We start from the raw sequence: 19,045 nt of genomic DNA on the forward strand, positions 1-19,045 counted from the left end.
TCTGATCCCCTTACTCCATGACATTAAAGACGTGCCAACTGACCGCCTCCCACATTGCATCCAGTCTGGACAACGGCATCGCTGGCAATTTGATTCGCTCGACCGCCTCGACGGCTGCACGGGGAAATCCCAGACGCAGTTTTTCCCAACAGGGTTCTGCAACCCAGGCCTTGAGTAACAACAAACCTGCCTCCTCGGGCGGGTAATGGCGCCATCCTTCGGGCATCCAGTACCCTGGCTGCAAAGCCTTGGCCATGCGCCGACACCATGTATGACCGGCATCGTCCAGGGTCGGGCCCGACTCGCCACCGCCGCAGATGGCAACCGCCAGATCCAGGGCTCGTTGCCGGCCCTCCGGCGCAAGCTGGAGTAGACGCCATAAGGCTGGACGCGGTTTCTGCGCTGGCAGCGCCATAACATCCAGTTTGTGGCTTAGCCATGAATAGCGAATCTGGCCAACCGTTGTGCACAGCTCGGCATCCAGACCGATACGCGCTTGCAGACACCAGCTGGGATGGGCGTGCGACCATCCATAGGCCCACCAGCGCAACCAGTAGAGTGAAAGCTCGGCATTGGCTCCGACACTCATCGAGAATCACTCAAGGGTTCTTTGCCGGGCTTGAGTCGAGCCATCATGGTTTGGCGCCAGCGCGGGTTCAGCGCGAACAGCCCTATCAGAAACAGCAACAGCCCTACCGCGCTGAGCAGCATAATCAACTGCCAGAACTCCCACTGATCGCGAGTGATGACGAACAACCCGAAATTGACCATGTCCGGCTGCGCTTGATAGGTTTCAGCAGGCACAAAGATCACCGAGAGTTTCTTTTCATCGGCGCCCGCCATCCCCGGGATACTGCTGGCGACCATGCTGCGTATGCGCGGCACGACACTGTCCGGATCAAAATCCTCACGATGTTTGATAAACACCGCCGCGGAGGCTGGTTGCACCGGCTCTCCCGGCGCAATGCGCTCGGGCAGCACGACATGCACTCGCGCGACCACCACGCCATCGATCTGCGAAAGCGTGCGTTCCAGTTCTTGCGAGAGGGCATAGATATAGCGTGCCCGCTCCTCCAGCGGCGAGGAGATCACCCCTTCCTTGCGAAAAATATCGCCCAGGCTCGAATGCGAGTCGCGCGGCAGACCCACGGCACTGAGCACCCGGACTGCGCGCGAAATATCTTGCGCAGAAACCAGAACCGCCACACTGGTCTTGTCCACGCGCTTCTGTGCATCGATGTGCTTGTTCGACAACTCGGCAAGTACTTCATTGGCATCCTGTTCGGAAAGGCCACGATGCAGTTCCATGCGGTCGCCACAGGCCGCCATCGACATCGACAGCAGCAGGACGCTGGCCAGTCTCAATACTCTAAGACGCATATTCATGCCTATTGCAGACTGGTGAGTTTTTCCACGCTCTGTGCGGCTTTGCTGACGATTTTTGCGCTGAGCAAACTCTCCAGATAAAACGAGGACAACGAGCGGTTGGCCTTCATCGCGTCTTGCGGGTTGATGGACCTCGAGGCCCGATCCAGATCCCGTGCGGCCCGATCGCTGAAACGCTGTAGAGACAGCGAGGCCTGCGAAGCCGGTATGGCCACCTGATCGGCACTGGCCGGTTTCTCGACGGGCCGGTGCAAGGTCGCGTTGAACCAGGCGATGTCTGCCTTGGCAGGAGCACCGTCTGACGTTATTTCAGAACCGGATACCTCAGCATGACTACCTGTTATGCGTGCAATCGCCATCACGCTTCTCCTGCCAAGACATGGGTGTTGCCCTCAACCACGGGCGCTGGTGGATGACTGCTGGACCAGCACGGAAAGTACGTTGCCGGCCGCAATGCTGGCGTCGGTCTGCAGCGTATTGCCAGCGCCACCGTTCAGGAAATTCTGAGCGGAGTTCGGCATGTCTGCCGCCAGCGCATTACCTTGGGCATTGTCTTTGACCTGCCCCTTGATCATGTCGATGGCTTTCTGGAACTGCTCGCCTTCGGCACGGGACATGTAGGTATCGCCCTCGGACAATTCGCCCATCCAGTCCTTCGACTTGCCATCCGGCTTGCCGAACTCTTCCGGGTGCATGTCCATGAAGCGCGCCACTTCCTTGAGCACATCCTTGTCTTCAGGCTGGAACGCCACCTCTCCGCGCTTGTCGCGAACAGGATCGCCGGTCGGCTTGAGCAGATTGTCGAGTGTCTCTTCACCCAGATCGCCGAGCAAGGCCGACAGCAAGTCGTTCGTGTCCAGCGAGCCTGAAGCATTCTGCGTACTGTTGCTGTCGCTGTTGTCCACGCTCCCCCCAAGCATCTCCTGGATCAGACTCTCCAGCCCTTTGGCAAAGGCTTTCTTTTCATCGCCGCTGAGATAGTCATCCTCCTCCAACTCATCCTTCCAACCGTTCACACTGCCGGTGGCATCGTCAGGCTTTCCGAACTTTTCCGGATTCTTGTCCATATGTTCGGCGACCATGGTGACCAGCGGATTTTTCTTGTCGAATGTTGCACCGCTGCCTTTCTTTTCAAGTAAGACGTCGCTCAGTAAAGAGGCGATGCTACTGGCAGTATCGCTATTTTCACTGTCGAAATCGGCAACATTGAAGCTGCTGGTCAATGAAGCGGTACTAAACAAAGAAGAAATCATGTGTTCTGCTCCTTGAAAGTGCTGACCTTACAGCCCTACCCGTTTATACGGGCAGGGCTGTCGACAACTTAGTAGTTGATCGCTTTACCAGTTTGCTGCATAGCGTTCTGACTTTTAGTGGCCGAGTCCTGATAGGCACTGGAAATGCCGTTCACGGTATCGGTCATCATTTTGTTCGATTGCGCTTCAGCATTCATCGTAGTGGTCGCAGCAGCAGTTGCGTCCATCTTAGTCATTGCAGCCATCGAAGCGCCAAGGGAAGCACCACCAGCCATAATTATTACTCCTGATCATTGAAGGTTTTTTTGAACATCGACATGACATTCGCTTAATGAGTGGAGGTGCGTAGAAAATGGTTCCAATATTTCTCAGAGACAAAAAATTCCGATAGTCCTTGCCTGCATCATTAGCCATCGACCAAGTCGTCTGCTCGGGCCAGTGATCAATGCATGCCAAGGGAATTCCTGTCTTTCACGCCTATTGGTTGCGTCATAAGGGAGCATACGCACGGCCATATTCCGACTGATCCATCGGGGGCTCCAGAACTCCTCTAATGGGAGTTTGATAAACACCAGGTTTTAGAACCAAAACAGTGCATGAACGAATTGAGGCTATGCCTGGCAACCGCTCAGAGACGCACTACTCCTCCCATCCATTCGCTTGCAGAGGTGATGTCCAAAGCTTTCATGCGGTGGTAAAGGGTACGCTTGGGAATCCCCAGCTCGCTGACAACAGCCTCGATACATTTGGAATGGCGTGAAAGTGAATCCTGAATGAGCGCTTTCTCGAACGATCTCAATTGGGACCTCAGTAATACCGTACTTTCAACGCCGGCATGATGCTCGCCCTGCAAGGGCGAAACCCCCAGCACAAAGCGCTCTGCAGCACCCTTGAGCTCCCGGATATTACCCGGCCAGTGATGGTTGAGCAGTTGCTTGCGCAAATCGGCCGAGGCTTGAAGCACAGGCTTGGTGTGCTTGAATGCCGCGTCTAAGGTAAAGCGCTCGAACAAGGGCAATATCAAGTCGGGTCGCGAACGCAGCGTCGGAAGTTTGACGGTGATGACATTCAGCCGAAAATACAGGTCGCGACGGAATTTACCCTGTTCGACCAGCGTTTTCAGTGGGGTTTGCGTTGCCACAAGAACGCGCAGGTCCAAGGGGACGAAACGCGTCGAGCCCAGTCGCTCGATACCACGCATCTCCAGCACCCTGAGCAGTTTTGCCTGCAATAGCGGTGACATACTGTCAATCTCATCGAGAAACAATGTGCCTTTGTCGGAAGCCTCGATGTAACCGGATCGAGATTTATGCGCCCCTGTAAAAGCCCCTGCCATCACCCCGAACAACTCGCTTTCCGCCAATTGCTCAGGCACCGCGGCACAGTTCAGAGCGATAAATGACCCTGGACGTCCGGAAAGTTGATGGGCTCGCCGCGCCAACGTGTCTTTCCCGGTACCCGTCTCCCCTTCAAGAATCATATCCACTTTCAGGGGAGCGGCCGTTCGAATGAACGACTGTAGAGCCCCCCAGATGTCTAGTACTTCATGGACCTGTTGTGGATGGTTATTTTCCATAACGTCTCCCGCCATCCTTTTCATTAACCATGACAAAACTCCTGTGCCACCTGGGCCTTTTTATACGATCATGTGCTTTAGCTGCCGCAAGCCCCCCAGTTCTTTTATCATTCTTGGGTGCCCAGCGGGGAACATGATAAGCAAACTTCAATCGACATCCCAACCCCTCACAACAGATGCACTAACATAGTGCAGCAATGGCAATATTATCAACTCGCATAAAATCAGAGTCGAACCAAACACACCCTCCACCCCTCGAATCAATACGTCAATAAACCCGGCACTCTTGTTAGCGTCTTAAAATCCGAAAAACGAAAATTGTCTAACAAAACAAAACTGACCTCGTGCTGGACCGGCTCAACAAGTGTTAGCTTTTGTCAGTTTTTTTTAAATAGCCATGTGTCTTTCCTCCCGCATATTTCACTTAAATCGAGCCAGGGTCTGCGATCTCACGAACAATACTGTTCGTGACGGACAATCAACTGACGCGCGAGATAGTAACGCCCACATAATCGAATACCCTGACGCCAGAATCATCGACACTCATCATGAACTATACCCATTGAATGGTTGTATTTATCCAATTAACCAGAATAGGCAAATACTCTCTATGCCCGGCGTCGCGCCAGGTGTTCGAGCGGGAAGATTTCCCGACCGCACAATCAAAAGCAAGGGCTATGCCGATTTCCTTGATGTGTGGTCTTTTGGAGGATTAAGGCCCTAGCTTACGATTGATCATATCGATCAGTCATGGGGCCTGTTGCAGGCCCACCACAGAAGCACCTGGTACTCCTTTTTCTGGCCAGTGGGCCGGTCAAGGATGTGGATGGGAATCTGCAGAGCAGCAACAAGTCGTTGCCCTGATTTGCGTTAAACAGGGCGCAGAAACGCGCGATGGTTTCAAGGGCGATTCGCTCCCCCTGAGTGTGCAGTGCTGAATCCGGGGTGAGTTTTTATAGCGTACGGCTGCCATCGCTAGCAGGCTCGCTCCCACAAGGAAGCGTAGTACCTGTGGGAGCGAACCAGCTCGCGATGGATGATGACGCGGTCAAACGTCAGGCAAAAAAACGTCCCGAGTGGGCATTCAAGGCAATGCATTTGCCAGGCATCCCTCCTCTGGCGCCTGCAACCCCATGAACCGCCGCACTCTATGAGCCTCGGGCTGCTCGCGGATCGCCTGTGGCGAGGCGTCCAGCTGAATGTGGCCGTTTTCCATGAAGATCACCCGGTCAGAAATCGACAGGGCAAAATCCATCTCGTGGGTGACAATCAGCAGGGTCATGCCTTCGCGGGCCAGGTGGCTGATGACCGCGAGTACTTCGCCGACCAGCTCCGGATCCAGCGCCGAGGTCGGTTCGTCGAACAGCAGGATATCCGGGTCCATGGCCATGGCCCGGGCAATCGCCACGCGTTGTTGCTGGCCGCCGGACAGTTGATGCGGATATTTGTGGACGTGTGCCAACAGGCCGACCTTGTCGAGTAACTGGCAGGCGCGTTGTTCGCTCAACACACGACCGACACCGTGATAACGGGGAGCGAGGCTGATGTTGTCCAGCAGTGTGCGGTGCGGGAACAGGTTGAAGCTCTGGAACACCATGCCGATGCGCCGTACGCCCTGACGAATCCGACGGCTATCCGGTTTGTCCCAGGCATTGATGAAGCCCTCGCCGAACAAGAGGATTTCGCCCCGGTCGATGTGTTCCAGGCCATTGACCGTACGAATCAGCGAAGTCTTGCCGGAGCCGGACGGGCCGATGATCGAAATCACCTGGCCACTTTGCACCTTCAGGTCGATGCCCTTGAGCACATGATGATCGCCGTAGCGTTTGTGCACGCCCTGCAGTTGCAGGGCCGGGGCGGCGCCTTTGGATGGGGGCTTGAGCTTGCTCGATAGCACAGGTGCCAGGCTGTCACGCAGCGCTTGTGTCGAGGCGCTGTCGAGGGTTTGCGGTGTCCGCAGATTGAGCTCCAGATAGCGCTCCAGGCGCTGCAGGGCGAAACCGAACAGCGTGACGATCAGCACGTAGTACACGCCCACCGCCGCCAGGGTTTCCATCACCAGGAAGTTCTGCGCATACAGGCGCTGGCCGACGGTCAACAGTTCGGTCAATGAAATCACCGAGATCAACGAGGTCAGTTTGACCACCGTGATGTATTCGTTGATCAAGGTCGGCAGTGAGATACGAAATGCCTGGGGAATCACAATCAGCCGTTGCAGGCCGAACAGGCCGATACCCAGGGCGCGGCCGGCTTCCTTCTGGCCCTTGGCGACCGAGATCAGCCCGCCACGATGAATTTCAGCCATGTAGGCGGCCTCAGTGACCACCAGCGCCAACAGGCCGGAATAGAACGGTACCGACAGCACCGGCCCGGCACCGGGCAGCAACTGCGGCAGGTTGTAGATGAAAACCACCAGCACCAGCAGCGGAATGCTGCGAAAGAACCAGATGTAGAGTGACGCCGGCAGGCGCAGCCAGGGCGAGCCGGACAGCTTGGCTGACGCCAGGATGAAGCCCAGTAACATCCCCAGGAACCAGGCCAGGGCGCTCAGTTCGATGACGGTCAGGCTCGCCGCCCAGAAGTCAGTCTTGGAGAACAGCGAAATAAAGTAAGACCAGTCGAATTGCATAGACACCTCGTGCACGCCGCGCCCTCGACCGAGGGCGCGGCTTCAGCCATTACTCGGAGACCGGTTCCAGGTCGTATTTTTTGAGAATGGCGGCGTACTCACCGTTGGCTTTGCTGTCGGCCAGGGCCTTGACCAGCGCCTGATAGGTCGCCTCGGCGTCTTTCTTCACGTAGATGCCCAAGGTCTGCGGGTAAACCAGTTTCTGCGAGCTGACCACGACCCGCCCGTTGGTGCGCTGGGCGATCATGTGCGCGGCGCCGGCGATTTCCACCTGAGCCTGAATGTTCTTCGACAGCAGCGCCTGCGTCACTTCGGGGGCCGAGGGGTATTCGTTGACGGTGATCGCACCTTTGTTGTTGGGAACGCAGTAGTCGCTGGACAACTGGTTGAACTTGGCGACCCAGGTAGTGCCATGCTCCAGGCCGATCTTCAGGCCGCACAAGTCCTCGGGAACCTGCGGGCTCAACTCACTGCCCTTGGGCACCATGATCGCGGCGCCGGTATTGGCGTAGGCGATGGTGCGGGCCTGGAGCTGGCGCTCGGGGGTGATGTACATGCCGGAAATGATCGCGTCGTAATGCCCGGCGTTGAGGCCGTTGATCAGATTGGGAAACTTGGTGTCGACGAAATTGGCCTTGACGCTCATCGCCTTGGCCAGGGAGTGGGCCAACTCAGGATCGGAACCGACCACATTCTTGTCAGCGTCGTAGGACTCGAACGGCGGGTAGGTGATTTCCATACCGACCTTCAACACACCGGGGGTCGCGGTGCTGGCGAAGCCGGTGCTGGCGCAGAACAGGCCGGCGGCGAGCAGGCTCAGTTTGGTCAGGGCGTTGTGGCTTTTCATGGTGGGAAGCTCCGTGGGTTGTTTTTTTAGGAATGAGAGGTGGTGTTCTTCAGATGGCCGAAACTCGATGGTTTTCGGGCCCGGGACGGCAACTCAAGCTCGCCGCTCTCCACGCGTTTGCGCAGGTACTGGTAGGTCTGCAAGGCCTGGCTCCACATGTGCTCGCCAATCGCCAGCGCCTCGTATTCGCGGGTATCGCTGGCGAAGGCCGGCAGCGGCTTGATCAGCGTGTGATAGTCGCAGGCGTAGAACAGCGGGAAGCTGTAGCGCTCCTGGGCAACCTTGCGCACCCGGTGGGCAGTGGCGACAAAAGCACCTGCGGTCATGACTTCCAGCATGTCGCCGATGTTCACCACGAACGCGTCGGGTAGTGGCGGTGCGTCGATCCACTGCCCCTGATCATTGAGCACCTCCAGCCCCGGTTGATCGGCGTGCAGGATGGTGAAGCACTCGTAGTCGGTATGCGCGCCGATGCCCGGTGCATCGACGACATCGGCGTCAAAGGGGTAATGGATCAGCCGCAATTTGGAGGGTGGGCGAGTCACCAGCGCGTCGAAATAGCCCTCCTCCAGCCCGAGGGCCAGGGCGAAGCCATCGAACAGCCGGCGGCCTAACGCGAACACCGCCTGATAGTAGTTCTGTACCGCGCTCTGGAAACCCGGCACGTCGGGCCAGTGGTTCGGCCCCAGCAGCGGTGTACGGTTGAGGAACAGCGGGTCATCCGCTGGCACTTCGAAGCCGATATCGAACGCTTCTTTGTGATCCGGCTTGCCCTTTGAATAGACCTCCTCGCCTTCGGGCACGAAGCCCTTGTGGCTTTCCGAGGCGCCGATGTAGTGGCGCATCTTGGCGTCCAGCGGTTGCGCAAAATAATCCCTGGCCGCCTGGCGCAAGCCCTCGATCAGCGCCGGATCGATGCCGTGCCCGGTGATGTACAGAAAGCCCACATCGCTGGCGGCGCGGCCCAGTTGCTCGGCCACGGCCAGGCGGTGCTCCAGTTCGATGCTGAAGAGCCCGGCGATGTTCACCACCGGAATGCTGTTGAAGTTGGCTTGGGTTGGCGAGGTGTTACGCATGGCGGGCTCCTTCACGGGTGAAACGGTCGAAGTGTTCGCGCTCGGTCCGGGCCATCCACTGGTTCAAGGTCCAGAGGTCGGCCACCGGCATGTTGGTGAAGGGCAAGTGATGCAGATAACCGTCGGCACCGAACTCCGGGGTCAAGGTGCTGACCGGGTAGCCACGTTCGCGCTGAGCGGTCCAGACGGCCTCCCAGTGGCGCTGATGAAACGCCAATTCACGGGCATATTCCGGGGCGGCGGGATGAGGGACTTGCGGGCCTTGGTCGTAGCCGACCCGAGCCTGGATGTGATGCACGCGTGCGACGAAGGCCGAAAGATCGTCGGCCGGATCGTCCAGCAGTCGCTCACAGCACACCACCCAGTGGCTGATGTCACTGGTGAAACGCAGGCCCGGCAGTTGGCGGATCAGCTCCAGGGTCACCCAAGGGCTGTAAAGGGAACGGGCGCGATGCGTCTCGAAACTGCAGAACACGCCATGCCTGGCGGCCAGTTCCATGGCCTGGCCGAAAAATTCGACCTGCAATGCCTGCGGCCAGCGGTCGTTGCCTGCCAGCAGATTGACGAAACGTGGGGTCAGCTCCGAGGCCCAGCCCAGTTTGCGATCAATGTCGGCCAAGTGCTGGGTGGGCGTGGCGTTCTGGTCGGGCAATACATCGTAGGCACTGAACAGTGTGCAGATGTAGGGAACTTGATTACTGCGCAGGAAAGCGCCGAACTCGCCACGCTCATCGGCCTGCAATGGCAGGCGTGCTTCGAGGCCATCGAAGCCAGCGGCGAGCAGTTCATCCAGGGCCTGTGCCTTGCTGGCGGTATAGCCCCATAACGTGCGGAAAATTTCTAGCTTCATGCATTCCTCTCGGCTGCGTCAGGCCACCCGCTGTTTGGGCTGGCGTTACTGGGCAGTCGAAAGAAGTTGCTGCTGGCCGCTGCTCTGATGGCTGCGGTCCCGTGTGACGAATCCTAAGGCTATGGCGACAAGCGATTGAATAGGCTGCAGCAAATAGTTAGTTCAGAAATTCATGAACTAACGATGCCGGATTTTCTCGCGTTGTGTAAGCCGCAATGCGATCCGTAGCAGCTGTCGAGCCTGCGAGGCTGCGTTCGGCTGCGAAGCAGTCGTGAATCCGGCTGATGCGGTCTACCTGACACACCGCGAGTTCTGGTTTTACGACTGCTGCGCAGCCGAACGCAGCCTCGCAGGCTCGACAGCTGCTACCAAGCGTGCGCCCGATGCGGATGGGCACGAACCAGAACAGAGCACAGCGACGCAGCCATTCCCGCGACTGGTGCGTTGCTCGTCTGTTCTGCCTTCGTCATTGAATGCAATCCGCCTTCCACCGGCTGACCTGCCGTCGAACGCAAAGGCTGGCAAACAACTTGCTTAGGCTTTTTGATCAGGCTTGAGCCATCAACACCGATGGTTTGGCAAACATCTCGGACAACGGCGTCCGCTCCCCTGCACATTGCGGCAGGAGAGCGTGCGCCGTTTTTGCTTTCATCCCGGCATCAGAAGGAAATCCTCATGTCCGCTCAAGGAATGCACCCACCGGGTCACGCCATCGTTCATCTGCGCAGCGATGGCGGCACATCGCACCCGGCCGGCACATCATTCGCCAAAGCCTTGTTCGAACCTGGCAGAGCCCTGCTCGAACGCAGCAGGATCGGCTTCTGGCTACCGCTCGGATTAGCCCTCGGCGCCTGTGGTCTCGCACTGGCCGAACAGCCCGCAAGCGCATTGGCCCTGATACCTGGCGTGCTGTACCTGGGATGCGCCTGGCAGCTTCGCGAGCGTCATCAACGCCAGCTGCAGACATTCTGGGATACGGAACTGGCACAACTGCTGCGCAGCTCCCGGGATACCGACCCTGCGACGCTGCTGGTGGCCGCCAGCCTGCAACTGCGCAACAACGAACGCTTGCGCAGCGAAGTACAGTTCGCCAGCCGTGCCCTGGAGCAGATGGCCCAACAGGCCCGCGACCAAGGAGCGGAACAGAGCCAACGCATCGCGATGATCGCCGCCGCCAGCGAACAGATCGATCAGACCCTGCACAGCATCGATGCCTTGGCCAAGGGCGCGCTGGCAGCCTTCGCCAACGCTCACACTCAGAGCGAAACCGGTTGCCTGGAGGCGCGCTCAGTGGGTGACAGCATGCGCGCCATTCAGCACCGCCTGGGCAATACCGCACACGCCGTGGAAGCGTTGCTGCAGCGCACGACCGCCGTGGAAAGCACGGTCAACAGCATTCAGGCATTGGCCAAACAGACCCAGTTGCTGGCACTCAATGCCTCCATCGAGGCAGCCCGCGCCGGCGAGCACGGGCGCGGTTTTGCCGTGGTCGCCGATGAGGTCCGCAGTCTGGCCCAGGCCACCGACCGGGCGACCCACGAAATCACCAGCGCCGCGACGGCGATCGCCATGGCCGTGCGCCAGGTGGATGGCGAGGTCAAGGAACACCGCGACCTGCTGGCCGCCGGGAGTCAGCAGAGCGAGCAGCTCGCCGCCAACCTCGACGACCTGGCGCAACATAGCCAGATCAATCTGCAACACCTCGGCGCCATGCAACAGGCGCTCAGCGAGCATCAGCTAGCCAATCATGCCCTCAGCGAACAGTTGCAACAGGTCAATGGCGCGGTACAGGAACAGAGCACGCAAACCAATGCGCTGCACGACCTGACCCGTTATCTCAACCAGCTCACCGTCGGAAGCCGCCCATGAATCCAGCACTCGCCACAGCATTCGACGATGGGCCATCCCGCCAAGTCCGTCTGCCGCAGGGTGACACCAGACTAAGGCAGGCGCTGTTGCTCGGTCTCGACCTGCTGCAAGGACTACAGCAGCATCGCGGTCTCGGCGGACAAGTCACCCGCGAGGCGCAACAACGTTGCCAGGCATTGGGGCACGCGCTCGACCAACGCTGGAGGGAGTGGCCGTATTCCGCACAGTGCCAGGCCTGGAGCGCGTTACGCCGCGACCCGGCGGATTTCGATGGCCATTGCCGATTGCTGCAGGACCTGCTCGGCGCCATCCAGCACCTCGAGCTGCAACGCTGTGCGCTCAGCCTGGCGCGCCCGAGCATCGCCGCGCGCTGCTGGGAACTTGAAGAACTGGGACGACTGCGCGGGCTGTCGGTACGCGCCGCCGCGCATCGAAGTTGCCCGTTGGAGATGCTGATTCAATTGCAGTACCTGCACGAACGCTTGCTCAAGCACGCTCCCCATTCGCTGCACACTGCGCTCGAACAACTGCAACGCTGCCTGATTGGTACAACCACCGTGTCGATCACTCCGGCGCAGTGCTACGCCCTCCTCACCCCATTGCTCGACGAACGCCTGGACGCTATCCGCCGGGATCTGGATTGAGGCTGCCGTCACCAGAACAGAGATCCGCAACAGCTCGTTCCTTTACCGTAGATTCGCTACTATGTTTGCACCGCTTTCCTTGTCGGCGGATTTCTTCACTCTGGAGCCCGAATGCCTAGTCAAAAGGACATCGCCGCCGAAAGCGGCGCACCGATGATTCCTGAACAGCGCCGTGAATTGATGCTGCGCCAGCTGCGCAAGCATCAGGTGCTGAGCGTTCATCAACTGATGGAAATGTTCGACTGCTCGCACATGACCATTCGCCGCGATATCGCGCTGCTTGAACAGGAAGGCCGTGCTTACTCGGTCACTGGCGGCGTGCGAATTGCCAGCCAGCTCCACAGCGAGCCCAGTCATCAGTTCAAGGCGGTGGTCGAGTTGCCGCAGAAGCAGGCGATGGCCAAGCTGGCCGCGCGACTACTGCATGCCGATATGACGGTTTATCTGGATGCGGGGACCAGCACACTGGAAATCGTCCCGTACATCAAGGCGCTGTCGGGAATGACCGTGGTGACCAACGACTTCGGGATTGTCCAGGCGTTGATCGATGCGCCCCATGTCACGGTGATTCACACCGGCGGGCAACTGGATCATTCGAATCAATCGTGCGTGGGTGGGCTGGCGGTGGCCACCTTGCGTCAGATCGTCACCGATATCGCTTTCATTTCCACCAGCTCCTGGGATTTGCGTCGCGGCCTCACCACGCCGTCGGCGCTGAAGGTGGAGGTCAAGCAAGTCGCGATGCAATCGGCCTCGCAAGTGGTGCTGGTGGCCAGCAGTTCGAAGTACGGCACGTTCAGCATGTACCGGATCGCCGGGCTCGAGCAGTTCGACATCATCCTCAGCGACGACGCACTGACCCCTGCCGCGGCCGATAGCATCCGCAAGCAGGGTGTCGAACTGCTGTTGCCCTCTGATAACAACCTGTAAGGCGTTAGCGCGCCTTCCAGTCCCGCAGCCACTGCAAGCCGGCCGTCGTGTTGCCACGGGGCCGGTATTCGCACCCTACCCAGCCGTCATAACCCAACTGGTCGATCAACTCGAACAGATAGGGATAGTTGACTTCACCCAGGTCTGGCTCGTGTCGATCCGGTACGCCGGCGATCTGGATATGACCGATACCGGCGAAGTCCCGACGCAGTTTAGTCGCCAGGTCACCTTCGACGATCTGGCAGTGGTAGCAGTCGAACTGAACCTTCAGGTTACTGGCGCCCACTTCCTTGCAGATGGCCTGGGCCTGATCCTGGCGGTTGAGGAAAAAGCCCGGCATGTCGCGCGTGTTGATCGGTTCCAGCAGGACGGTGACACCGACCTTGGCGGCCTGCGCGGCGGCGTACGCCAGGTTCTCCAGGTACACGCCGTGATGCCGTGGGCGATCGCTTTCCGACGGCAGCAACCCGGCCATCACATGGATGCGCGAGTTGCCCAGCACCGCCGCGTATTCCAGCGCGCGATCGAAACCGCTGCGAAATTCACTCTCCCGGCCCGGCAACGACACCGTGCCCCGCTCACCCGCCGCCCAATCGCCGGGCGGGGCGTTGAACAGCGCCTGCACCAGGCCGTTGTCGCTCAGGCGTTGTTTGAGTTCCTGGGCGCTGTAGTCGTAGGGGAACAAGTATTCCACCGCTTCAAAACCATCGGCGGCAGCGGCGGCAAAGCGATCCAGAAACTCATGTTCCGGATAGAGCATGCTGAGGTTGGCAGCAAAACGAGGCATGGTAGCTCCTATGTATGTTTTTTGTAGGAGCCAGGCTTGCCGGCGAAGGCGCTCTTAAAGGCGCCTTCGCCGGCAAGCCTGGCTCCTACAAGTCGACAGTTCGTTAGACAAACGGCCAGATCAGCAAGGTAATACCGAAACCCAGCGTGCCGAGCAAGGTGGTCAGCACGGTCCAGGTACGCAGGCCGTCGGCCACATTCAGCCCGGACAGCTTGGTGAAGATCCAGTAACCGGCGTCGTTGATATGGGACATGGCCAACCCGCCACCGCCCATGGCCAGGCACAGCAACGCCATGTGATTCGCGGTGAGGTTGAGGGTCGCTATCAGCGGGCTGATGATGCCGGCAGTGGTCACCAACGCCACCGTGGTCGAACCCTGAACCGCACGCAGCAGCATGGTCAGCAGAAAGCCCAGCGCGAGGACCGGCAGGCCGGTGGTGCGCAGCAAATCGGAGACCACTGCGCCGATGCCGGTATCCACCAACACCTTGCCGAATACACCACCGGCACCGGCAATCAGAATCACCATGGCCACGCCTGGCAAGGCCGAACCGATCACGTCAGACACCTGGGTACGGCTCCAGCCTCGACGCGAACCCAGCAACCAGGCACACAGCAAGGTGTCGATCAGCAGCGCCACCAATGGCGCACCGAGCACAGTCATGATGCCGCGCAGCACCGAGTCGGCAGGCAGCAACGAGTTGGACAGCGTTCCCAGCAGAATCAGAATGATCGGCAGTGCGATCAGGCTGACGATCATGCCAAAACCCGGCGCGGGTGCTGGCGGCAACTTGGAAACGATCGCGCTGGTGGCTTCTTCCAGGCCCATGTGCGACGCGGCGACGGCGGCTCGTTCAGCGCTCTTTCCGTTGCCATTGGCCCAGGCGACCAAGTCTTCGTTGGTGACATGCGGGCCATAGACTTCGGCGCGGATATCGTCGGTCATCGGGTACACCCGACGGGTCATGCGCCCGGCCACGCGGTAGCCGACATAGCAGAGGAACGCCGTGATCGGCAGACCGAACATCAGCACCCGGCCAAGGTCGGCACCCAACTGACTGGCAGCGGCCACCGCGCCGGGGTGTGGCGGCAGGAAGGCGTGTACGGTCAGCAACGCAGCACACATCGGCAGCGCAAACACCAACAGCGGCTTGCGTGCACTGCGAGCAACGCCATAGGCCAGCGGCATCAGGATGATCACACCGACCTCGAAGAACACCGGCACCCCGACCATGAACCCGGCAATCGTCAGCGCCAGCGGCGTGCGTCGATTGCCGAAACAGCTGATCAGCGTCTTGGCCAGCGCCTCGGCACCACCGGAGAGCTCGATGATCCGCCCGATCATCGCGCCCAGGGCAATGATGATCGCGATGTGACCCAGGGTCTTGCCCATGCCGCCTTCGATGGTGGCGACCAGGTCGGCCGGTTTCACCCCGGCCACCAGCGCCACCAGAATGCTCACCAGCATCAACGCCACGAAAGGCTGGAACTTGTACTTGAGCACCAAAAACAACAACAGAGCGATCCCTAGCCCCGCGGTAACCATCAGGATTAACGGGCTCATTTCACAAGCCCTCCGCGCCGGGCGAACACAAGGGTGCTGCAACCGGGTCTGAAAATGCCGCAGTGAAGGTGAGTCATGCCTGGATGTCCTCTTGTTATTGTATTTTTCAGGCAAGCCGGGGTCGTGGGAGTCGCTGCGCGTCTCCCGAACAGGGCCTGCTTTATCGGTCTATCGTGTTAAAAAACTTCAGCGCACTACCAGTGCACGCCGAAGGCCGCTCGCAGCTCGTCCAGTGCTACCTGATCGAGCGGTTCGGGCTTGGGATTGCTCATCAGCCACAACCGCGCGGTTTCCTCGAGTTCTTCCAGGGCGTAACTGGCTCTGGACACCGAACTCTCCCAGACCACCGGCCCCAGCCGTTCGAGCATCACGCCGCGAACGCTGTTGGCCAGTTGCGCGACCTGTTCAGCCACCTTTGGCGAGCCGGGACGCTGGTAGCTGATCAACGGGATATGCCCGACTTTCATCACCTGATACGGCGTCAATGGCGGCAGGATATCGTTCGGCTGCCAGACACCCGCCAGGGTTAACGCCACCAGATGAGTGGAATGGGTGTGCACCACACCACCGACACTCGGGTTGCGGTCGTAGACCTGGCGATGCAGTGCCAATGTCTTCGACGGTTTGTCACCGGAGACCCATTCACCGGCCAGATTGACCTTGGCGATGGTCGCCGGATCGAGGCGGCCGAGGCAGACATCGGTCGGCGTGATCAGCCAGCCGTCGTCCAGCCGTGCGCTGATATTGCCGGCGCTGCCGACGGTGTAACCGCGCTCATAAAGGCTGCGGCCCACGTCGCAGATTTCTTCGCGCAAGGCGTTTTCATTACTCACGAAACACCCTCCGCCAGTTGCTTCAAGGCTTTGCTGAAAAAATCCCGACCACCGAAGTTGCCTGATTTGAGCGCCAGGGCCAGAGGCTCATCGGTGCTGCTGACGGTCGCCGGCACACCCGGATCGATCTGCGCGCCAATTTGCAGCAGTTGCACTCCCAGCGCCTGAACCACCGCGCCCGAGGTTTCACCACCGGCGATCACAAAGCGCCGCACGCCGCTCTGACGCAGGCCTTGGGCAATTTCGCCAAAGGCGTTTTCCACCAGACTGCCGGCCTGTTCGACGCCGAGCTTTTGTTGCACCGCCTTGACCTCGTCCGGTGAGCTGGTGGCGTAGATCAATACGGTTTGTTCATTGTTCTTGGCGAAGGCCAGAGCCTGGGCCACCACGGGTTCGCCAGCCGCCAGGGCCAACGGATCAATCCGCAGCGCGGGTCGACCAGCTTCGAGCCAGGCTGCGACTTGGCCATTGGTGGCGATCGAAGCGCTACCGGCCAACACCACTTCACCACCGGCCACCGCCGGGAGTTTCGAGGCATCGAGGTCGCGCAATTTACCGGCGCGACGGAAGTTTTCCGGCAAGCCCAAGGCCAGCCCCGAGCCGCCAGTCAACAACGGCAAGTCGGCACAGGCGGTGCCGAGGGTGTACAGATCCTGGTCCGACAAGGCATCGGCAATCGCCATGCCGATACCTTGAGCCCGCAGTTCGGCGATGCGCCCGCGCACCTTTTCGGCCCCTTGGGCAATGGTGTCGTAGCGCAACAAGCCGACGTTCAGATGGGTCTGCGACTGCAGCACCCGCACCAGGTTGGCATCGGTCATCGGCGTCAGCGGGTGATGCTGCATGCCCGACTCGCTGAGCAGTTGATCCTGGACGAACAAGTGGCCGCGAAAGATCGTCCGGCCATTTTCCGGGAACGCCGGGCACGCCAGGGTAAAGTCGCTGCCCAGCGCCGCCAGCAGTGCTTCGCTGACCTGGCCGATATTGCCGGCCCCGGTGGAATCGAACGTCGAGCAGTACTTGAAGAAGATTTGCTCGCAGCCTTGCTCACGCAACCAGGCCAGCGCGGCGAGGGACTGCTCGACCGCTTCGGCGACTGGAATGGTGCGCGATTTCAGGGCGATGACGATCGCATCGGCATCGAGCCCGGCCGCCACTTCGCTGCTCGGAATGCCGATGCTTTGCACGGTGCGCATACCGCCGCGCACCAGCATGTTGGCAAGGTCCGTGGCACCGGTGAAATCGTCGGCGATGCAGCCCAGCAATGGGCGTGCAGGGGTTGTGTTCATTGGGCGTTCCTCAAACCGGCTCGGTCTTGGCAGTCGGCAACTCGATGCCGGGGAAAATCTTGATCACTGCCGAGTCGTCCTCACGCCCGAAGCCGGCACTGGAAGCCTGCATGAACATCTGGTGAGCGGTGGCCGACAGCGGCAGCGGGAATTTGCTGGCCCGTGCGGTATCCAGCACCAGGCCCAGGTCCTTGACGAAAATATCCACCGCGGACAATGGCGTGTAATCGGCCTTGAGAATGTGCGGCACGCGGTTTTCGAACATCCAGGAATTGCCGGCGCTGTGGGTGATCACTTCGTAAAGCGCGTCGGCATCGACCCCTTCACGAAGGCCCAGCGCCATGGCTTCGGCGGAAGCGGCGATGTGCACCCCGGCGAGCAGCTGGTTGATGATCTTGACCTTGGAACCCAGGCCATGGCTGTCGCCCAGGCGATAAACCTTGCCGGCCATGCCTGCCAGGACGGCTTCGGCCTTGGCGTAAGCATCGGCCGGGCCAGACGTCATCATGGTCATTTCACCGGCAGCCGCCTTGGCTGCGCCACCGGAGATCGGGGCATCCAGATACAGCAAGCCCTGGGCGGTCAGGCGCTGGCCCAGGTCGACGGCGTAGGTCGGGGCCACGGTGGCGCAACCGATCACCAGGCTGCCAGGGCGCAACGCAGCGACGGCGCCACCCTCGCCAAACAATACGGTTTCGGTCTGCTCGGCGTTCACCACCACGGTAATGATCACGTCGCACGCCGCGGCCATCTGCGCGGGCGAAGAACACGCCACGCCGCCCTCCCCGGCAAACTGTTCAGTCACCTGCGCACGCACATCACAGGCATGCACATTGAAATCACTGCGCAACAGAGAGCGGGCAATGCCCAACCCCATCGCGCCCAGACCGACAACACCGACAACACCGACATTCTTGTTATTCATGGGGTACTCCTGAGGGAAGCAACGGCCTGTTCCACGCCGGTAAAGCGCAGGCGGCGGGCCGCGATGTAGAGATGGGCACCGGCGGCATGGCCAGCGGATCGCCCAACACAGTGGCAGCTACGATCGCTTGGCACTGGTTGAGCAGATAATCCATCAATGAACAGATTATGTGAAGTATTTTTTTAAAATAACATTTTTTAACATCGACTCAGGTGCATCGATAGCCGCGACGCGCTTTTTTGTAGCAGCTGTCGAGCTCGCGAGGCTGCGTTCGGCTGCGCAGCAGTCGTAAAACCAGAACTCGCGGTGCATCAGGCAAACCACGTCAGCCGGATTCACGACGGCTGCGCCGCCGAACGCAGCCTCGCAGGCTCGACAGCTGCTACGGGTCGCGTTCACGCAAGTGAAAAAGTCAGATTGCCATCAGGCCGCCTTGCAAAAACACCATGACCGTCTAAGTTCAAAACTAGCTCTACAGGCGTAACCAAACCGTACATAAACCAGCCCCTCAGGCGAGAGAATCTATTGATCTAAAACCGACCAGACGCTGCTTTTAATTATTGACACGGAATCAGTCATAACAAAAA

At 59.5% G+C, this 19,045-nt stretch carries 18 protein-coding genes; 3 read left to right on the top strand and 15 right to left on the bottom strand.

The window, feature by feature from the left end; translation table 11 throughout:
* Window positions 1-10 precede the first annotated feature (10 nt).
* The 10 genes from PSH64_RS15210 to PSH64_RS15255 all read right to left on the bottom strand — a co-directional run bounded on the left by PSH64_RS15210 (window position 11) and on the right by PSH64_RS15255 (window position 9,617).
* The gene (locus tag PSH64_RS15210) at window positions 11-589 is read right to left on the bottom strand and encodes a hypothetical protein (protein WP_305477700.1); all 579 of its coding nucleotides are present in this window, start codon (window positions 587-589) and stop codon (window positions 11-13) included.
* A complete protein-coding gene (gene sctJ, locus PSH64_RS15215) occupies window positions 586-1,380 on the bottom strand; it encodes a type III secretion system inner membrane ring lipoprotein SctJ (RefSeq protein WP_370694442.1) in 795 nt (264 codons plus the stop codon). Before sctJ ends, PSH64_RS15210 begins: the two co-directional genes overlap by 4 nt.
* Window positions 1,381-1,388: 8 nt before the next feature.
* Window positions 1,389-1,745, bottom strand: a complete 357-nt coding sequence (sctI, locus tag PSH64_RS15220) for a type III secretion system inner rod subunit SctI (RefSeq protein ID WP_305477701.1) — start codon at window positions 1,743-1,745, stop codon at window positions 1,389-1,391.
* A 33-nt stretch (window positions 1,746-1,778) separates the two neighbouring features.
* Window positions 1,779-2,639 carry a DNA-binding protein gene (locus tag PSH64_RS15225; protein WP_305477702.1) on the bottom strand — a complete coding sequence of 287 codons (861 nt, stop codon included), beginning with the start codon at window positions 2,637-2,639 and terminating at the stop codon, window positions 1,779-1,781.
* 68 nt (window positions 2,640-2,707) lie between these two features.
* A complete protein-coding gene (locus PSH64_RS15230; RefSeq protein ID WP_260954414.1) occupies window positions 2,708-2,914 on the bottom strand; it encodes an ATP-dependent helicase HrpA in 207 nt (68 codons plus the stop codon).
* A gap of 353 nt (window positions 2,915-3,267) precedes the next feature.
* Entirely contained in the window at window positions 3,268-4,215 is a 948-nt protein-coding gene (locus tag PSH64_RS15235; RefSeq protein WP_305477703.1) for a sigma 54-interacting transcriptional regulator, read from the bottom strand.
* 1,084 nt (window positions 4,216-5,299) lie between these two features.
* Window positions 5,300-6,844 (bottom strand): amino acid ABC transporter permease/ATP-binding protein, encoded by a 1,545-nt coding sequence (locus tag PSH64_RS15240; RefSeq protein ID WP_305477704.1) that lies wholly within the window; start codon window positions 6,842-6,844, stop codon window positions 5,300-5,302.
* Between the two features lie 49 nt (window positions 6,845-6,893).
* Window positions 6,894-7,691 (bottom strand): transporter substrate-binding domain-containing protein, encoded by a 798-nt coding sequence (locus tag PSH64_RS15245; RefSeq protein ID WP_305477705.1) that lies wholly within the window; start codon window positions 7,689-7,691, stop codon window positions 6,894-6,896.
* Between the two features lie 26 nt (window positions 7,692-7,717).
* Window positions 7,718-8,767 carry an isopenicillin N synthase family oxygenase gene (locus tag PSH64_RS15250; RefSeq protein ID WP_305409100.1) on the bottom strand — a complete coding sequence of 350 codons (1,050 nt, stop codon included), beginning with the start codon at window positions 8,765-8,767 and terminating at the stop codon, window positions 7,718-7,720.
* Window positions 8,760-9,617, bottom strand: a complete 858-nt coding sequence (locus PSH64_RS15255; protein ID WP_305409101.1) for a sugar phosphate isomerase/epimerase — start codon at window positions 9,615-9,617, stop codon at window positions 8,760-8,762. The genes PSH64_RS15250 and PSH64_RS15255 overlap by 8 nt, the downstream gene beginning before the upstream one ends.
* Before the next feature lie 1,302 nt (window positions 9,618-10,919).
* Here PSH64_RS15255 and PSH64_RS30460 point away from each other — a divergent pair.
* The 3 genes from PSH64_RS30460 to PSH64_RS15270 all read left to right on the top strand — a co-directional run bounded on the left by PSH64_RS30460 (window position 10,920) and on the right by PSH64_RS15270 (window position 13,060).
* Window positions 10,920-11,486 carry a methyl-accepting chemotaxis protein gene (locus tag PSH64_RS30460; RefSeq protein WP_370694479.1) on the top strand — a complete coding sequence of 189 codons (567 nt, stop codon included), beginning with the start codon at window positions 10,920-10,922 and terminating at the stop codon, window positions 11,484-11,486.
* 86 nt (window positions 11,487-11,572) lie between these two features.
* Window positions 11,573-12,130, top strand: coding sequence for a hypothetical protein (locus PSH64_RS15265; RefSeq protein WP_019578696.1), 558 nt, complete (start codon window positions 11,573-11,575; stop codon window positions 12,128-12,130).
* A gap of 111 nt (window positions 12,131-12,241) precedes the next feature.
* Complete coding sequence (locus tag PSH64_RS15270; RefSeq protein WP_018928936.1) at window positions 12,242-13,060, top strand: DeoR/GlpR family DNA-binding transcription regulator; 819 nt, start codon at window positions 12,242-12,244, stop codon at window positions 13,058-13,060.
* 4 nt (window positions 13,061-13,064) lie between these two features.
* Here the strand turns inward: PSH64_RS15270 and otnI are convergent, their stop codons facing one another.
* The 5 genes from otnI to ltnD all read right to left on the bottom strand — a co-directional run bounded on the left by otnI (window position 13,065) and on the right by ltnD (window position 18,458).
* Window positions 13,065-13,847, bottom strand: coding sequence for a 2-oxo-tetronate isomerase (gene otnI / locus PSH64_RS15275; RefSeq protein WP_305477708.1), 783 nt, complete (start codon window positions 13,845-13,847; stop codon window positions 13,065-13,067).
* A gap of 103 nt (window positions 13,848-13,950) precedes the next feature.
* A complete protein-coding gene (locus tag PSH64_RS15280; protein WP_305477709.1) occupies window positions 13,951-15,411 on the bottom strand; it encodes an SLC13 family permease in 1,461 nt (486 codons plus the stop codon).
* Between the two features lie 194 nt (window positions 15,412-15,605).
* On the bottom strand, window positions 15,606-16,244 hold the full coding sequence (locus tag PSH64_RS15285) for an aldolase (RefSeq protein ID WP_305477710.1): 639 nt from the start codon (window positions 16,242-16,244) through the stop codon (window positions 15,606-15,608).
* Window positions 16,241-17,533 carry a 3-oxo-tetronate kinase gene (gene otnK / locus PSH64_RS15290; RefSeq protein WP_105344341.1) on the bottom strand — a complete coding sequence of 431 codons (1,293 nt, stop codon included), beginning with the start codon at window positions 17,531-17,533 and terminating at the stop codon, window positions 16,241-16,243. Before otnK ends, PSH64_RS15285 begins: the two co-directional genes overlap by 4 nt.
* 10 nt (window positions 17,534-17,543) lie before the next feature.
* Window positions 17,544-18,458 (bottom strand): L-threonate dehydrogenase, encoded by a 915-nt coding sequence (gene ltnD / locus PSH64_RS15295; protein WP_305477711.1) that lies wholly within the window; start codon window positions 18,456-18,458, stop codon window positions 17,544-17,546.
* Window positions 18,459-19,045 lie beyond the last annotated feature (587 nt).

Origin of the sequence: Pseudomonas sp. FP1742 (assembly GCF_030687145.1) — a bacterium.
In the GTDB taxonomy this organism is placed as follows: Bacteria; Pseudomonadota; Gammaproteobacteria; order Pseudomonadales; family Pseudomonadaceae; genus Aquipseudomonas; species Aquipseudomonas frederiksbergensis_D.

Coding starts and splice junctions, on each gene's coding strand:
- PSH64_RS30460 (WP_370694479.1), top strand. CDS start 10,920: ATGCGCGCCATTCAGCACCGCCTGGGCAATACCGCACACGCCGTGGAA.
- sctI (WP_305477701.1), bottom strand. CDS start 1,745: ATGGCGATTGCACGCATAACAGGTAGTCATGCTGAGGTATCCGGTTCT.
- sctJ (WP_370694442.1), bottom strand. CDS start 1,380: ATGCGTCTTAGAGTATTGAGACTGGCCAGCGTCCTGCTGCTGTCGATG.
- PSH64_RS15280 (WP_305477709.1), bottom strand. CDS start 15,411: ATGAGCCCGTTAATCCTGATGGTTACCGCGGGGCTAGGGATCGCTCTG.
- otnK (WP_105344341.1), bottom strand. CDS start 17,533: ATGAACACAACCCCTGCACGCCCATTGCTGGGCTGCATCGCCGACGAT.
- PSH64_RS15240 (WP_305477704.1), bottom strand. CDS start 6,844: ATGCAATTCGACTGGTCTTACTTTATTTCGCTGTTCTCCAAGACTGAC.
- PSH64_RS15235 (WP_305477703.1), bottom strand. CDS start 4,215: ATGGAAAATAACCATCCACAACAGGTCCATGAAGTACTAGACATCTGG.
- otnI (WP_305477708.1), bottom strand. CDS start 13,847: ATGCCTCGTTTTGCTGCCAACCTCAGCATGCTCTATCCGGAACATGAG.
- PSH64_RS15255 (WP_305409101.1), bottom strand. CDS start 9,617: ATGAAGCTAGAAATTTTCCGCACGTTATGGGGCTATACCGCCAGCAAG.
- PSH64_RS15230 (WP_260954414.1), bottom strand. CDS start 2,914: ATGGCTGGTGGTGCTTCCCTTGGCGCTTCGATGGCTGCAATGACTAAG.
- PSH64_RS15270 (WP_018928936.1), top strand. CDS start 12,242: ATGCCTAGTCAAAAGGACATCGCCGCCGAAAGCGGCGCACCGATGATT.
- PSH64_RS15245 (WP_305477705.1), bottom strand. CDS start 7,691: ATGAAAAGCCACAACGCCCTGACCAAACTGAGCCTGCTCGCCGCCGGC.
- PSH64_RS15210 (WP_305477700.1), bottom strand. CDS start 589: ATGAGTGTCGGAGCCAATGCCGAGCTTTCACTCTACTGGTTGCGCTGG.
- ltnD (WP_305477711.1), bottom strand. CDS start 18,458: ATGAATAACAAGAATGTCGGTGTTGTCGGTGTTGTCGGTCTGGGCGCG.
- PSH64_RS15225 (WP_305477702.1), bottom strand. CDS start 2,639: ATGATTTCTTCTTTGTTTAGTACCGCTTCATTGACCAGCAGCTTCAAT.
- PSH64_RS15250 (WP_305409100.1), bottom strand. CDS start 8,767: ATGCGTAACACCTCGCCAACCCAAGCCAACTTCAACAGCATTCCGGTG.